Source organism: Salinivibrio sp. KP-1, from assembly GCF_000968645.1.
In the GTDB taxonomy this organism is placed as follows: Bacteria; Pseudomonadota; Gammaproteobacteria; order Enterobacterales; family Vibrionaceae; genus Salinivibrio; species Salinivibrio siamensis.
The window spans coordinates 469,040-483,994 of record NZ_LAQR01000001.1; the positions used below are offsets into that span (position 1 = coordinate 469,040).

General features: G+C 50.1%; 12 protein-coding genes. 5 read left to right on the top strand and 7 right to left on the bottom strand.

The genetic code is table 11. From position 1 onward, the window contains the following. Positions 1–5 precede the first annotated feature (5 nt). From WN56_RS02095 to WN56_RS02105, 3 genes are all read right to left on the bottom strand, one after another. Entirely contained in the window at positions 6–977 is a 972-nt protein-coding gene (locus WN56_RS02095) for an ABC transporter substrate-binding protein (RefSeq protein ID WP_046073390.1), read from the bottom strand. A gap of 138 nt (positions 978–1,115) precedes the next feature. Beyond that, entirely contained in the window at positions 1,116–2,603 is a 1,488-nt protein-coding gene (locus WN56_RS02100) for an aerolysin family beta-barrel pore-forming toxin (protein WP_046073391.1), read from the bottom strand. 309 nt (positions 2,604–2,912) lie between these two features. Next, on the bottom strand, positions 2,913–3,692 hold the full coding sequence (locus WN56_RS02105; protein ID WP_046073392.1) for a transcriptional regulator: 780 nt from the start codon (positions 3,690–3,692) through the stop codon (positions 2,913–2,915). A 331-nt stretch (positions 3,693–4,023) separates the two neighbouring features. Between WN56_RS02105 and WN56_RS02110 the strand changes: the two genes are divergently transcribed. Together WN56_RS02110 and WN56_RS02115 are read left to right on the top strand one after the other, a co-directional pair. Then, positions 4,024–5,073, top strand: coding sequence for a hypothetical protein (locus WN56_RS02110; protein WP_046073393.1), 1,050 nt, complete (start codon positions 4,024–4,026; stop codon positions 5,071–5,073). A 124-nt stretch (positions 5,074–5,197) separates the two neighbouring features. Further along, positions 5,198–6,256, top strand: a complete 1,059-nt coding sequence (locus tag WN56_RS02115) for a hypothetical protein (protein ID WP_046073394.1) — start codon at positions 5,198–5,200, stop codon at positions 6,254–6,256. Here WN56_RS02115 and WN56_RS02120 read toward each other — a convergent pair. Next, positions 6,253–7,170, bottom strand: a complete 918-nt coding sequence (locus WN56_RS02120) for a LysR family transcriptional regulator (RefSeq protein ID WP_046073395.1) — start codon at positions 7,168–7,170, stop codon at positions 6,253–6,255. The two genes, WN56_RS02115 and WN56_RS02120, sit on opposite strands and share 4 nt — an antisense overlap. A gap of 194 nt (positions 7,171–7,364) precedes the next feature. Between WN56_RS02120 and budA the strand changes: the two genes are divergently transcribed. From budA to WN56_RS02135, 3 genes are read left to right on the top strand one after another with little or no spacing between them, the layout of a single operon-like run. After that, positions 7,365–8,141, top strand: a complete 777-nt coding sequence (gene budA, locus WN56_RS02125) for an acetolactate decarboxylase (RefSeq protein ID WP_046073396.1) — start codon at positions 7,365–7,367, stop codon at positions 8,139–8,141. 41 nt (positions 8,142–8,182) lie between these two features. Next, positions 8,183–9,865 (top strand): acetolactate synthase AlsS, encoded by a 1,683-nt coding sequence (alsS, locus tag WN56_RS02130; RefSeq protein ID WP_046073397.1) that lies wholly within the window; start codon positions 8,183–8,185, stop codon positions 9,863–9,865. 25 nt (positions 9,866–9,890) lie between these two features. Beyond that, positions 9,891–10,649 carry an SDR family NAD(P)-dependent oxidoreductase gene (locus WN56_RS02135; RefSeq protein ID WP_046073398.1) on the top strand — a complete coding sequence of 253 codons (759 nt, stop codon included), beginning with the start codon at positions 9,891–9,893 and terminating at the stop codon, positions 10,647–10,649. Between the two features lie 89 nt (positions 10,650–10,738). On the opposite strand, the gene yqfB is transcribed toward WN56_RS02135, so the two are convergent. From yqfB to katG, 3 genes are all read right to left on the bottom strand, one after another. After that, the gene (yqfB, locus tag WN56_RS02140; RefSeq protein WP_046073399.1) at positions 10,739–11,053 is read right to left on the bottom strand and encodes a N(4)-acetylcytidine aminohydrolase; all 315 of its coding nucleotides are present in this window, start codon (positions 11,051–11,053) and stop codon (positions 10,739–10,741) included. Between the two features lie 92 nt (positions 11,054–11,145). Further along, entirely contained in the window at positions 11,146–12,513 is a 1,368-nt protein-coding gene (gene dcuC, locus WN56_RS02145) for an anaerobic C4-dicarboxylate transporter DcuC (RefSeq protein WP_046073400.1), read from the bottom strand. 181 nt (positions 12,514–12,694) lie between these two features. Next, a complete protein-coding gene (katG, locus tag WN56_RS02150; protein ID WP_046073401.1) occupies positions 12,695–14,872 on the bottom strand; it encodes a catalase/peroxidase HPI in 2,178 nt (725 codons plus the stop codon). Positions 14,873–14,955 lie beyond the last annotated feature (83 nt).

Sequence of the window (14,955 nt, forward strand, 5' to 3'; positions counted from 1 at the left end):
ACAAACTAGTCGATATTTCGCCAATGTGTCGGAGGAGTCAGCCCCCAGCGCTCAAATTCTGTGGCGCTATAAATGGCTCTCCCTTTTTTGCCATGAATAACCGAAATTTCCGAGGCTTCTTCACCCGCCAACACGCGGTTGACGTATTTGCCCGCTTGTATACCTTGGGATTCGCCAAATAGCACGACCCCGCCAGCAGTTTGGCCTTTCCCGACCGAAAAGTCCCAAAAGCCAAACAAAGGTGTCTCACTGTTTTCATTAGTCCATGAGAGCACTTTATTGGCATCAACCACTTTGTCCGACTCATTGCGGATAATTTGGTATAAACCAACCACAATCGCGTCGTAATCATCGGATTGCTCTACTGAGTTTTTCCAAGACGAAAACAAGCGGTGATTTTCGATGGTCACATCGATACCCAGCTGTTGTTTCAAATCTTCATATTGGTTGGCGATGTGATCGGTTGCAATCGTCGCCGTGGTGCCCGCATCAAAGAGGATTTTTACCTTCATTTGATCTTTCCCTAATAATTCGCTCATCTCTTTCATACTGCGAGCAAACAAGGGACGCTCCAACACACCAGTGACTCGCGCCGTACCGGCGTATTTCGCCATTAATCGACGTGGATTGGAGTTAATACCTAAAAACACTATATCGATATCTTCGTTTCTCAGTCTCGGCAGCATATGGCTCAACGCATTATCATCTCCAAGAACAACGACCTCGGGGCTAATCTTTTGATAAAGCGCCAACGCTTTATCTGCTTGCGCGTCAAACTGAGACCTGGGTAAGCGCTTAGTATCCATTTCAAAAGTATGTAGCGTCACATCATCGCCAAGCGTACTTTCAAGCCCACGGATATAGCTTTCATCCCAGCCGTATTCTTTATGATAACTCTGAACCAGCAGTACATCGGCAGCCCAAGTGGGTGCAACGCTCATCAAATAGAAGGCCAGGATTTGTAAATAGAGTTTCATTATGGCTCCTTGACGCCGAGTTCAACCTTCTACAACTGTAGAACAAGATTTTGAAGTGAGACGTTCCCCCACCCGCCACATGAAAAAAAGCCGCACCTCTTGGGTGCGGCACGTTTGCTGATTGCCTGCTTTTTCGGCTTACTGAGCGGGTTTAATCGTCAGTTCAGCATTTTCAAATCCGAGTGCGGCCAACTCATCCGAATCAAAGTTGGAAATGAGCTCCACCCCATTTGCGCTATCATGACTTGCCATGGGCGTCGCAGACCGCTTACTGCGCGTTTGACGAGAGGTTTGCGACTTCGCTTGTCCGACTTCGATGGTGCCCGCGTATTGTGACTCTGCATAGAAATCGCCAGATACGTGGGAGTAGAAAGGACGTAAGCTTTTGCCTGTTGCCCATTGCATACTCTGTAGGCCGTATTTCTCAATGGCCCAACTCCAGTCCCACCATTTTACTTCACCTGGGATATAACGATGATGCCACTGATAGGCAATATCGGCAGACGGCTGGCTACTGCGGCCCATGGTGAAGGTATGGTCATGTGTAGGACGATTGTCTGGATGGGAGTGCCATGCATTGCCGCCCCAGCGCAAGAAACCGTTAAAGTTAACGTCATAACTGATGTCTGCGCCGAAGCGATAAGGATACGAAATGCTTGAGCGATATAACTCAACACGGATGGGGATCTCTGAGTGTGCTGGAACGAAAGGACGTGCTTGCAAGGTCACTTGCTCGCTGCTCGCGCCGCCATTGCTGCTGGCAAAACTTTGGTTTGCCTCAAAAGAAATGGTTAACTTGGTCTCACCCACCAGCGGCCAATCAAAACTGTTTTCAGTTTCCACTTTTTGTGAAAAGCCATAGGTGTTGGTTTTTTCCCAACTGGTGGATTCATCGACTTTAAGATCGACCACAACCTGCTGATCAATATCGGTATTATTCCGTGCTACCGCGGAAACAGTTTTAACTAACTGGCGATCAGACTCGACCACATCACCGTGCCAAAAATCGCTATCATTGAGGGTATAAGCAAAATTATCGACCGTGATAGTGGTCTTATCACTACAACGATAGCCATCACAGCCCCCGTCATTATTACCGCGAATATGCCACTTATCACCTGAGCGCCAGACGTCCATATCTTCACCGACATAGTCACTGTGGTTGCCGCCTACCCATGCATAACCGAGATAATGTGCGAGATAGCTCAGTGGTTTAACAAATTCACTGCGGTTATTCACGAGTGCATACTGGATATCAAGTTCTGTGCCCTCAGGGATGCTCTTGGCAGCATAATGAGGAATTTCGCCCTCATCGTTTTCTGGATAACACCAAGTATCGGCCGTCTGGCCGTATTGCTTGATTTCACCGTTGTATCCACTGCCCATAATGGCCCAATCATCTGCTAGGCCGGAAATCTGCCACTGTCCCATGCGATCCATCAGAAAATGACGATGTGTGCTTGCTTCATCGGCAGTAAGGGGGCGGTAATTCGCGCGACATTGGTCATCACCTAAGTTATCGAGCACAATTTGATCAGGATAAATATTTGCCTGCGCGAGCCCAGCATAAACCAGTACTGATAGGCTGGACACAGTGAGCGCCGTTACACGTATTGTATTAGCCATTTGACGTATTCCTTATTGAACCTTAAATAAGAGTCATAGTGCGACTGTCATGGTCGTCGCAGCCCTTACCCTTTCATAACGGTTCAATAAAAAATAATGAAAAGCGTTGAAATTAATTCCTCCTAAACTTCATAAAGTTACCGCTAGGCATTCAAAAAAACACCAAATATTCAATGTGATTTTCATTCAATAATAGAAAGGAGGAAGCTGGCGATGAAAATAGAGTTAAGGCTCTATTTTTTTGGCCTATCAAGAACATCATGTTTAGGCATGAGAATAAATTTAGTTGTTGCTTATGAATCTAGCGTATTATTTTTCCTGCTGAAGAAATTCATCTATTTTTTGTGTCGCATGAATAATATTGAGCGGAGAGTATCGAATAAAAGTGCTCCGATGGGTCTGCTTTGAAACAAAAAGAAAGGTGGAGTACTTGTGTTTTTTTTCAATATAAACAAGGCAGTTACACTGGCTATGAGTTAAAAATTGCTCTATAGAAAAGCCGAGCTCACTACCGGGCGGGTAAAACACGTAAAGCGCCCCAACACGCTTTTGATTTAACCCTCCTCGCTGAACCCAATCACTCCACCGCCATCCATTCATTTTTCCAACCACAAACACGCTTGTTGCCACGCACAGCAATAGTGTTATCGCAATCAACAAACACTGCCGGTAGAGAGACACTTTACGCTGAGCCGGACTTGATGGCTTAGGGTGTGAGGATCGCCCTGTTTGAGGGAGGGAAGGTTGAGGTAATGGCGTAACGTCATCCACCTCTCTACATGCGGGCTCAGCGGTATGATGAGCGATCATGCCTTGTGTTAATCGGTAGCCATACTTAGGGACCGTGACCACCAATGAAGCGTCTGCACCTATTGCGATCAAGGCGCGCCGCAAAGCACTGACTGATTTAGCCAGCGACGTCTGACCAATGTACTCACTCCCCCAGCTATAACAGATCAGCGTCTGCTTACTGACGGCTTGCGGTGCGTGCTGCAGAAGGCACTCAAGGACAAGCGTCTCGCGAAATCCAATTCGAGTTGACTTGTGATCGTTGTGGAGTTTCCTTGCGACATTGTCGAAATAAATCATAGTTTTTTCTTTTAATAATAAAACAATCAGTTATTTAGTGCGATAAACATCGTTTTATTTAGAAACAAGATCACATTTCAAGAAATGATGTGATTAACCCGTTTATTCATAAAAATATTAACCCCTTACAATATATGGTTAATACTGGGTTCAGCTGATGTCTGCTCACACAAAATACGGTCATTTACTATACAAAACAAGGGTATGGATAGGGTGCTTTCTTCTTTTTTTCGTTTAAATTTTCTTTTGCTGACCCATTTATTACTATGGCAATGAGTTTATAATCAGCTATAAATACTGAGTGTTTACTCAAAACAGGTTGGCAACAATAATGAAATATATTTATAAAACACTCTTCATCCTCTCTGCATTGTTCTCTGCTGCAAGTTTTGCAGCCATAGGACCCTACAAAGTCGTTTTAATCCATGGCTTTCAACCCGATCAACTACAAAGCCGACCAGATCGTGATCAAGTAGCCGTAGATGGTTCAGACTACTGGCAAAACTACTGGTTACAGCATGCTGATGCCCGTGTCGATTGGCCCGCTCACGAGCGGATCGAAGGAAAGATTGCATCAGACTATCTATGGCCTGCATTAAAAACGCTTTCCGAGCAAAAAACCTGTCTGTCCGGCTGCATTTTAGTGACCCACTCTACCGGCGACTTGGTGGCACGCTACCTGTTAGACAACCAAGCAAACTGGCTGAATAACGCAGGGCTCGAGCCACTCAACATTGTCGGCACCTTTGACTTTGCAGGCGCAGGCGGCGGCGTTGAACTGGCCAACATCGCGGTGAATGTTGCTGAAGGTGGTGGTTGGCTAAATCATGCGATGAAAAAAGCCGTGTCACTGTGGATGGGACAACTCCCCAGCAAAGACAATATCGGCGTACTGAACGACTTGAAAGTGGCAAACGCGCGCCAACTCGCCATGTGGCCTGATAACCGTGTACCGCGTATTCGTTTCGTGGGCAATGGCTCTGACTTCTTAGGGGCGACATCACCCTTTATACCAGGCAGCGACGATGGCGTGGTCGCCGCCCACTCGGCCTGTGGTGCCGCCGATGTCGATGCATTTGATAGTTGTTCAACCGCCATTGAGTTTGATGGCCAATTAGATTATGTCCACAAAGGGGTTCGACGCTTTATGCCCTCACACTACCCGCTATTGATGGGCGATAAGTATAGCCATCTGACTATCTTTAATCCTTGGCATAAAGGCAAAGTAACAGCCACCGATCCTGAGCTTAAGCTCGGCGATCAGTCTCGTATCGCTGTCGAGACCATTGACGAAGATGGCTGGTTTGGTAAGAAGTACCGTTATGTCCGTGATTCAGACCGTGACACCTTGTCGGAGCTGGTTCATGCTCTCCCACAATGATTTCGGACAGGCTGTGACGTGATTAACAAAGCTGCCCTTTCATCGAGATAAGGGCAGCAGGTTGGATTTATTCGCTTTTCTTTCCTGTGCTACCGTGGCTGTAACACATTAATTAGGGATTACTATGACTAGACTGCTGCTCGCAGTAACCTTGGTCGTATCAATGGGAACGACAGCGTATTTATGGCTAGATGCATCAGACACGCTGACACATCAAACGACAACCGAACGTGGCCACACACCTTCCCCCCCGGATATGCGTGAAGCCGCCTCCTCCCTTCCTGATACCACGCGCCACAAAGCACAAGCTCAACCTGCCGAGCCCGATGTGATGAAAACCTCGATGGCGCCGACACTGAGCTACATTGCCGCCGATTATGCAGAGCAAATCCAGCATCCCGACTACTCGATCCCCATTCCATCAAAACAAAGCCCGTATTTACACTGGAATCAACATATCTCGACCCCAATACCAATTCTCGATGGCTCAGTGAAAGCGGCACTAAAGCTCAACCAATACCGCTACTTTTATCCAGAAAATATCCAAGCCTCACTGGTCACTCCTGCCTCTTTTAATCACGCGACTTTGTCGGTCATTGATGTCCAGGCTAATCGGGAATTGACCCACCTCGATGTCACAGATACACAGTGGAACATTGAGCCCGAAGCCGATTGGCCTGTCGAGCTTCGCCTTAAAGCAGCCCTCAGTTTTGATGGGGGCGACGATGTGCTCACCGCCGACTTTCGTCTTTATCAGCCCATTGCGGAAGTGAAAGGGGTGAAGCCAGTTTTCGGCCGCGGGCCGGATATGGTTATCCCGCTCGTTTTGGATATCGACAAAGACGGTATTTATCGGGTACGTGCTAATCTATTTACTGCTGACGATCAACCCGTTGCGGTATTAACCAATAAGACACGCCTCAGTGAGGGCGAGCAAACGCTAGAGCTACGCGCTTTTCGAGCCTCGATGCGTGGCTATGACGATGAATGGCAACTGAAAGACGTGGTGATTGAGCGTATGTCGGGCTATCCCGGTGAGCGGGCACAATTTGGCATCAGCCCACAGGATCATTATTCACTCGGTGTTTTTGACACCGGACAGTTATCCGACGAGCCCTATCAAATGAGTGAGCAAGAGCGAATGCAGTTGGAATTTCTGCAACGTGCAGCTCAGCAATCTTAGTCGCCCATGAAGGCCTCTGACGCTAACCGTTCACTTTGTTCACGTGCAGTATGAATACACCGACGTACACCCTGAGCGGTATTGGTGCGCTGCCACGCGAGTACGACGTGGCTGACTAACGGCATATCTTCAACCGCGACGACAGCGACATGATCGCTCAGCTGTGTGGTCAATGATTCAGGCACTAGGGCAATCCCAAACCCCGCTGACACCATCGCTGTTGCCGAATGTAACTGCGGTGCCAACGAGGCATTCGAGGGCGCCAGTCCTGCCCCTTTTAGGGCATCCACCAAAGCATCATGTAACCCTGGGCCAATATCACGCGGAAACAGAATAATCGGGTCACCGCCTAATTGTGACAACGTCACGCTTTGCTGCTTAGCAAAGGTATGATTAGCAGGCACCACTAGCTTAAACGGGTCAGGAAACAGCGGCGTGTGCGCCACGTGTTCACTGGCATAACACGGCAGGCGAAGAAAGGCGAGATCGACATCCTGCTGGCGCAAGGTTTCCACCAAAGAAGGCATGGGCAGCTCTATTGGTTGAAAATCAATCTCTGGATGGGCTTGCTGTAATCGCCGAACCAGTTCTAACACGGCTTGGCTCACCACTGTCGAGCTGGCAAACCCAAGCCGTAGTTGATTCCGCTCTCCTCGCGCCACTTGTTTGACCCGCTGCACGGCGTGATCCAACTGCGCCAAGATTTTCACCGCATCATCATAAAGCACCTGACCGGCCGGCGTTAGCGCCACCCCACGCGACAAACGCTCAAACAAAGGCACGCCCACCTCTTGCTCTAGCTTTTTAATTTGTTGACTCAGTGGTGGTTGCGCAATGCCCAATTTTTCGGCTGCGCGGGTGAAGTGTTGGCACTCTGCCACCGTTACAAAATACCGTAAATACCTTAGCTCCATGACCCTGCCTCTGAGAAGTCTCTGATATTCAGTATCTTACCACGTTTTTTATGTGCCATATCTTTTCGATATCAAAGCCAACCTTTTTTGTATTGGATGCTATTCACGTCAGCTCGCATCATAACTATAGGTTTCACGCAACGAACCGTTTGATTATCAGAACGGTCGTTAAACACGGTTAACGAGGACGCTTTATGAGCACCCAAACCTGTCACTGTGCCGAGCACATTGCGGCCGCCTACGTTGAACATCACCAACACACGGGTGAAGGCGAAATCTATCAAACCTCCCTGATGAGTGCCTTGATTGATGGCGTCTATGAAGGCGACACCACCATGGCCGATCTCCTCAAACATGGCGACTTCGGCCTCGGCACATTCAACCAACTTGACGGTGAGCTCATCGCCTTTGATAAAACCATATTTCAGCTGCGCGGTGATGGCTCGGCGCGTCATGCCGACCCGGACCAAAAGACCCCCTTTGCGGTCATGACCTTCTTCAAGCCAGAGATCAGCCAATCTTTTGATCACCCCATGTCGCGCCAAGAGCTGCATGATGTCATCGATAGCTTGGTACCAAGCGATAACATTTTTTGTGCGGTTCGTATCGATGGCGCCTTTGAGCATGTGCGCACTCGCACTGTGCCCAAACAAACTCCGCCGTACAAACCTATGCTTGAGGCCATCGCTGCACAACCTGAGTTTCGCTTTGACCATGTTAATGGCGTGATTGCTGGCTTCCGCAGCCCACAATATACCCAAGGGATCAATGTCGCTGGCTATCACGAGCACTTTATCACTGACACACGCCAAGGCGGTGGCCATGTCCAAGACTACGAATTGGCTTGTGGTACCTTGCAAATTGGGCGGGTCTCTAAACTGGTGATTGATCTTCCGACCAATGCCAGCTTCCTCGACGCGAACTTAACCTCGGACAACATACACGCCGCTATCGAACAAGCAGAAAAATAATATCACCTCCCATTGGGAGACAACCTCACGAGGAGCCCAACATGACTACAAAAACACAGTGGGACAATGGCGCACAACTGATCGCAAATCACCTAGAACAACAAGGTGTAGAATACATTTTTGGTATTCCTGGCGCCAAAATCGACCGTCTCTTTGACGCCGTTGAAGACACCAACATCAAGATGATCCCCATTCGTCACGAGGCGAATGGCGCCTTTATGGCGGGCGTCGTCGGCCGTCTAACCGGTAAGGCGGGTGTGACTATGGTGACCTCTGGCCCAGGCTGTGCCAACTTGGTCACCGGTCTGGCAACCGCAACCTCAGAAGGCGATCCCTTGGTCGCATTAGGGGGTGCGGTAAAACGGGCCGATCAACAAAAACAAACCCACCAAAGCCTTGATACAGTGAGCGTATTCCGCTCCGTCACCAAATACAGCGCCGAGGTTCAAGCCAGCACTGCTGCGTCTGAGATCCTTGCCAATGCCTTCCGCTCAGCAGAAAGCGGCCGCCCCGGCGCTGCCTTTGTCAGTCTGCCCATGGACATTCTCAACGAACCCGTTGAAAGTGATATCCTCGCACCGACCTTCCCCGCGCAGCCCGGCATGGCAGATACGCGAGCCATCAGCGAGGCAGCCAATAAAATCAAAGCAGCGAAAAATCCGGTGTTCCTCCTAGGTTTACAAGCCAGTCGCCCCGAGAATGCCGCCGCTATTCGTGCTCTGCTTAACCGTACCCAATTACCCGTTCTCGGCACCTATCAGGCCGCAGGTACTGTTGATATCAGCTACTACCAGCGCTTTGCGGGTCGGGTGGGTTTGTTCAACAACCAGCCCGGTGATCTATTGCTCGCAGATGCAGACCTTATCATCACCATTGGCTTTAGCCCGATTGAATACGATCCTGAACTTTGGAATACCCAACACACAGACATCGTGCATATTGATGTCGAGCCTGCGGAAATCGAGCATTACTATCGCCCCAGCGTTGAGCTCGTTGGCCAAATTGAGCCTACCCTGAAAGCACTCACCGAGCAGCTCGATCATCACTGGCTGATGCCATCTACCACCGTCGATGTGCTCGAAGAAGTCGCTCACCAACGCCAAGCGATCCGTGCCTACAGCCAATCACACCAAGAGTTTGCTTTGCATCCGTTACACCTAATCAAAGTGATGCAGGATGTGATCACCCCAGACACAACCTTGTGCTTGGACATGGGTAGTTTCCACATTTGGATTGCCCGTTACCTCAACTGCTTCCGTTCCCGTCAATTGTTGGTCTCGAACGGTCAACAAACCATGGGCGTCGCCCTTCCTTGGGGAATTGGTGCTAGCTTGCTCAATCCCGATCGCAAAGTGGTGTCCGTTTCCGGTGACGGTGGGTTTATGCAATCAAGCATGGAGCTTGAAACTGCTGTGCGCCTCAAATGCAACTTGCTACACATTATTTGGGTGGACAACGCCTACAACATGGTAGAGATGCAAGAGGTCAAAAAATATCAGCGCTTTTCCGGTGTGAAATTTGGCCCGATTGACTTTAAGGCCTACGCCGAAGCGTTTGGCGCCAAAGGCTTTGCGGTCACTCGCCAAGAAGAACTTGCCAGTCAATTGAAGCAAGCCATGGACACCGAAGGACCCGCAGTGATCGCAATTCCTGTTGATTACAGTGACAACTACAAGCTAATGGCCCCTCGTGAGGCCGGCAGTATGGACCCAGTATTTGCTTGAACAATCAGATAAAAAGGAGAACACAATGAAAGGTATTAACCAAAAAGTCGCATTGATTACTGGCGCAGCCAACGGCATTGGCGCAGCCATTACCGACCGCCTCTATCAAGAAGGTGCCAAAGTGGCCATTGCAGACTGGAACCAAGCGGCATTAAATGACACTGCAGCAAAGTACGATGCTGATCGCGTCTTGAAGCTCTCTGTCGATGTGTCAGATCCAAAAGCGGTAGAAGCGATGATTCAAGACGTCGTGTCTCACTTTGGACAGCTAGATATACTAATCAATAACGCTGGGGTGCATACGCCTGGTTCGGTCATTGACGGCACTCTGGCTGACTGGGAGAAAGTATCAGGAGTAGATATTGATGGTGTGGTTTTTTGCGCCAAATACGCCATGCCTGAGTTAATTAAAACCAAAGGTTCAATGGTAAACACGGCATCAGTATCAGGCCTAGGCGGTGATTGGGGCGCGGCTTTTTACTGTGCCGCAAAAGGGGCGGTTGCGAACCTAACGCGTGCCATGGCACTCGATCACGGCCTTCAAGGCGTGCGTATTAATGCCGTCTGTCCTAGCTTGGTCAAGACCAACATGACCAATGGCTGGCCTGAATCGGTGCGGGAAAAGTTCAATGAACGTATCGCACTAGGTCGTCCGGCAGAGCCTGAAGAAGTCGCGTCTGCGGTCGCATTTCTTGTCAGTGACGATGCATCATTTATTTCCGGTGTTAACCTCCCCGTTGATGGCGGCGCCACCGCCTCGGATGGTCAACCCAAAATCGTCTGAGAAATCACCAAGCGTCGCGATGCGTCCGTGTTATCGGGCGCTTTTTTCATGGCGCACTGTCAGTCCACGCGCTGCGAGCGCGCGAGCTGTTAAGCCAGATGAAAATCAATCACAAACAACGGAGGGCGTTCTGGGTAGATTTGCAAAATCAGCGCCTTCAGATCAGTCAGCGACATTCCCTCTTGTTCCGCATGGCGGGCATTAATGTCCTCGAACGCTAACGGCACAACGCTGTCGATTACAATGTCACACACATAATGATCGGTTTCTAGCTGATGCACCGCGACACGCGAACCAGGTTGATAGTGACTTTCGGATTCATCACGAATGGTGATGGTTTTAACACCGGCGGCCACCATGGGCGTTAAGGTGGAGAAAAAGGTGATTTTGGTCGGGGCAGTCATGTTGTGTTCTTCCAAAACTGTGGTGGCCTATGTGCGATACAATTAAAAAAGCCCGCGCGCACTTGCACGCGGGCTTTCCATGCCTTGCGACGTTACGCCATCATCGGCACCAATACAAGCGTGCCAATAATCACAGTAATTAACCCGCAAAGCACCGGCACCGAGGTGCGTTTAACCACCTCAAACGGGCTGAGTTTTGCCATCCCTGATGTCGCCACAATTACTCCCGACACAGGCGAAACCGTACGGCCTAAATTAGACGCTTGCAACATGGGGATAATCAAAAACGCTGGGTTAAGCCCCATCTTCGCGGCTAACGAGGGCGCGAGTTCAACAAACGCATAGAAAGGCGCATTACCCGAGCCGGTCGCAATTGCTGCCGCGACAGTGAGCAAGGTTAGCAACATCATCAGCGCGATGCCGCCGGCGCCGGCGCTTTCCGCCAAGCCCAATAAGTTGTCTATCGCACCAATCGACATCAAGCCTTGGGCGAATACACCAGCAGCCACCAACAGCATCACGACGCCTTTAAAGGCGTCCGCCATGCCCTCATAACAGGCATCGAGATCTTCTAGCGTTCTTCTGCCATCAAATTTTTTGGTCGCAAAGTCCACCAATGCCCCCAAGAAGATCGACAAGACCACGATGGTATAAATATCAAGATACAGCCCCTTGATGGTTTGCCCATTGAACAGGAACACCCCAATAATGGGTAAAAACGGTAACACTGCGTAATAAGCAGGCGCGTGGGTTTCTATCTCAGAGACATCCACACGCTCCATCGGCGTGTTTTCTTTTTTATCCAGGTATTTGTTCCAAAAATATGCCGCGGCAGCCATCACAATGATTGCACAAATAGAAACCGGCAATACGGTTTCAACCGCAAACACATGGAGAGGCAACCCAGATTTTTCCGCCGCAATCACCACATCACCCGACGTGGGTGACAAAATAATGGCAGCGGGAGATGCACACACTGCGGTGGCGGCAGGACGAGAAATGCCCATCGCGGTCATCATCGGGAACAAGGTCGCCATCAGAAGGACACCTAACCCAGTTGCAGAGCTGACCGCCAGCGACATCAAACATGCCACGATGTAAGCCGCTACGAGCAGCACATAAGGTGACTTGATCACCGATAGCGGCTTAGAGAACTGTTTCACCACCACATTATTGGCGCCAATGTGCGACATATAGGCCGCAAAGCCACACAACAACATAATTTGCATCCCAAGGCCGCCACCCCGGTATTGCAGCATGTATTTTACGTATTCAAGCGAGTCGGTAAACAAGTTGCCCGTCGACGTTAATTTAGCCGGCAGCACACTGTGTCCGATTAACCCAGTGATAATCAGTAATAAAATCCCTGCGGTTAGCAAGGTGCTTGCAGCACGATAACCTTTGACAATGAAGTAGCCCACAGCCACCGTTACCACTAGCCCAATGAGCAGTTCTAGCATAATTCACTCCGCCAGATGATAAAGATAAAAGAATTGGATGGAATTTACTCAGCTCACTGTACTAAACCCCTGCCTGTAGCACGACAAGAACCAAACCCGAGCTTGATTTAAGACAAATAAAAAGCCGCCTCTCAATAAAAGGCGGCTTGGCGATCACAGTTTGTCTTGGTTAAGTCATCGGCTAGTGGTGAAGATCAAAGCGGTCAGCGTTCATCACTTTCACCCACGCCGCCACGAAATCGTGTACGAACTTGGCTTGGTTGTCATCTTGCGCGTAAAACTCAGCATAAGCGCGTAAAATAGAGTTTGAACCGAACACTAAATCAACGCGACTTGCCGTCCACTTCACCGCACCAGAGTCGCGCGCAATGATTTCATAGCGGTTGCGGCCGACGGGTTGCCATTGATACGCCATGTCTGTCAGGTTGACAAAAAAGTCATGACTTAGCTGCCCCACTCGGTCGGTCAGTACACCTTCCGGCGCACCGCCATAATTGGTCCCAAGTACGCGCATACCACCCAGCAATACTGTCATTTCAGGGGCCGTGAGTCCCATCAATTGGGCACGGTCGAGCAGTAACTCTTCAGGCTGAACGGTGTAGTCTTTTTTCAGCCAGTTGCGGAATCCATCTGCAACCGGTTCTAGCACCTCAAACGAAGCCACATCAGTCTGCTCAAGCGTGGCATCACCACGGCCAGGAGCAAAGGGAACGTCGACGGGGACGCCAGCCGCTTTTGCGGCTTCTTCGATGCCTTGATTGCCTGCCAGCACGATGGTGTCGGCCAAACTAATCTGATGCTTCTGGGCTATATTGCTCAGCACGTTGACTACCTTCGCCAAACGCTCCGGCTCGTTCCCTTGCCAATCTTTTTGCGGCGCTAGGCAGATCCGCGCGCCGTTCGCCCCTCCTCGTTTATCAGATTGCCGATAAGTCCGCGCACTATCCCATGCGGTCGTCACTTTCTCTGCCAGTGTCAGGCCACTGTTGGCAATATCCGCTTTTACCGACGCGACGTCATAATCGGTGCGTCCTGCCGGTACAGGGTCTTGCCAAATCAAGTCTTCACTTGGCACATCTGGGCCGATGTAACGCGATTTAGGCCCCATGTCGCGGTGCGTAAGTTTGAACCAGGATTTAGCAAAGGCATCCGCTAACTGCTCGGGATGTTGATAAAAACGCTCCGCAATGCTGCGATAGGTTGGGTCCATTTTGAGTGCCATATCAGCATCCGTCATGATGGGATTACGACGAATAGAGGGGTCTTCCACATCGACAGGTTTATCTTCTTCTTTGATGTCGATGGGTTCCCACTGCCACGCACCCGCTGGGCTTTTCTTCAATTCCCACTCGTAGTTAAACAACAGATAAAAGTAGCCGTTATCCCATTGCGTGGGATGGGTGGTCCACGCCCCTTCAATGCCACTGGTGACCGTATCGCGACCAATGCCACGCGCTTGATGGTTGTTCCACCCTAAGCCTTGCTCTTCAATCGCTGCACCTTCCGGCTCGGGGCCGAGCTGTTCCGCATCGCCATTGCCATGACACTTACCAACAGTATGGCCACCTGCGGTGAGTGCAACCGTTTCTTCATCGTTCATCGCCATACGCTCGAAGGTGACACGCATGTCTTGCGCGGTTTTAAGCGGATCGGGATTGCCATCCACCCCTTCTGGGTTGACATAAATCAGCCCCATCATCACCGCTGCCAATGGGTTTTCCAGATCGCGTTCACCAGAGTAGCGGCTGTTTTCAGCATCACTTGGCGCCAGCCATTCTTTCTCTGCGCCCCAGTAGGTATCTTTCTCAGGGTGCCAAATATCCTCGCGGCCAAATGCAAATCCATAGGGTTTTAAGCCCATCGATTCATACGCCATCGTCCCCGCCAGCAAAATTAAATCTGCCCAGCTTATTTTGTTGCCATATTTTTTCTTAATCGGCCACAACAGGCGGCGGGCTTTATCGAGATTGGCGTTATCCGGCCATGAGTTTAAAGGCGCAAAACGCTGGTTACCGGTCGCACCGCCACCGCGGCCGTCGGCAATACGATAGCTCCCCGCGGAGTGCCATGCCATGCGGATCATCAAGCCGCCATAATGTCCCCAGTCGGCGGGCCACCAAGACTGACTCTCGGTCAGTAACGCTTTCACATCCTTTTTTAATGCATCGATATCGAGGGTTTTAAGCGCGGCCTGATAATCAAAATCATCATCAAAGGGGGAGGTTTTACTGTCATGTTGATGAAGAATGTCGAGGTTTAGCGCGTTTGGCCACCAGGTTTTGTGTGCCATCGCTTCCGAGGTTTTGCTGCCGTGCATGACAGGGCACTGGCCACCTGACGTTGAGCGTTGTTGAGACATTGCTTTCTCCTTGCTCTTATTGTTCGACAAGCTTTCTTCACAGCGAATCAGCTTGCGTATTGCGTTAATAGGCAATCAGGCGA

Excerpts from the sequence above, each read along its gene's own strand:
- WN56_RS02095 (WP_046073390.1), bottom strand. The coding sequence starts at position 977 with ATGAAACTCTATTTACAAATCCTGGCCTTCTATTTGATGAGCGTTGCA.
- WN56_RS02100 (WP_046073391.1), bottom strand. The coding sequence starts at position 2,603 with ATGGCTAATACAATACGTGTAACGGCGCTCACTGTGTCCAGCCTATCA.
- WN56_RS02105 (WP_046073392.1), bottom strand. The coding sequence starts at position 3,692 with ATGATTTATTTCGACAATGTCGCAAGGAAACTCCACAACGATCACAAG.
- WN56_RS02110 (WP_046073393.1), top strand. The coding sequence starts at position 4,024 with ATGAAATATATTTATAAAACACTCTTCATCCTCTCTGCATTGTTCTCT.
- WN56_RS02115 (WP_046073394.1), top strand. The coding sequence starts at position 5,198 with ATGACTAGACTGCTGCTCGCAGTAACCTTGGTCGTATCAATGGGAACG.
- WN56_RS02120 (WP_046073395.1), bottom strand. The coding sequence starts at position 7,170 with ATGGAGCTAAGGTATTTACGGTATTTTGTAACGGTGGCAGAGTGCCAA.
- budA (WP_046073396.1), top strand. The coding sequence starts at position 7,365 with ATGAGCACCCAAACCTGTCACTGTGCCGAGCACATTGCGGCCGCCTAC.
- alsS (WP_046073397.1), top strand. The coding sequence starts at position 8,183 with ATGACTACAAAAACACAGTGGGACAATGGCGCACAACTGATCGCAAAT.
- WN56_RS02135 (WP_046073398.1), top strand. The coding sequence starts at position 9,891 with ATGAAAGGTATTAACCAAAAAGTCGCATTGATTACTGGCGCAGCCAAC.
- yqfB (WP_046073399.1), bottom strand. The coding sequence starts at position 11,053 with ATGACTGCCCCGACCAAAATCACCTTTTTCTCCACCTTAACGCCCATG.
- dcuC (WP_046073400.1), bottom strand. The coding sequence starts at position 12,513 with ATGCTAGAACTGCTCATTGGGCTAGTGGTAACGGTGGCTGTGGGCTAC.
- katG (WP_046073401.1), bottom strand. The coding sequence starts at position 14,872 with ATGTCTCAACAACGCTCAACGTCAGGTGGCCAGTGCCCTGTCATGCAC.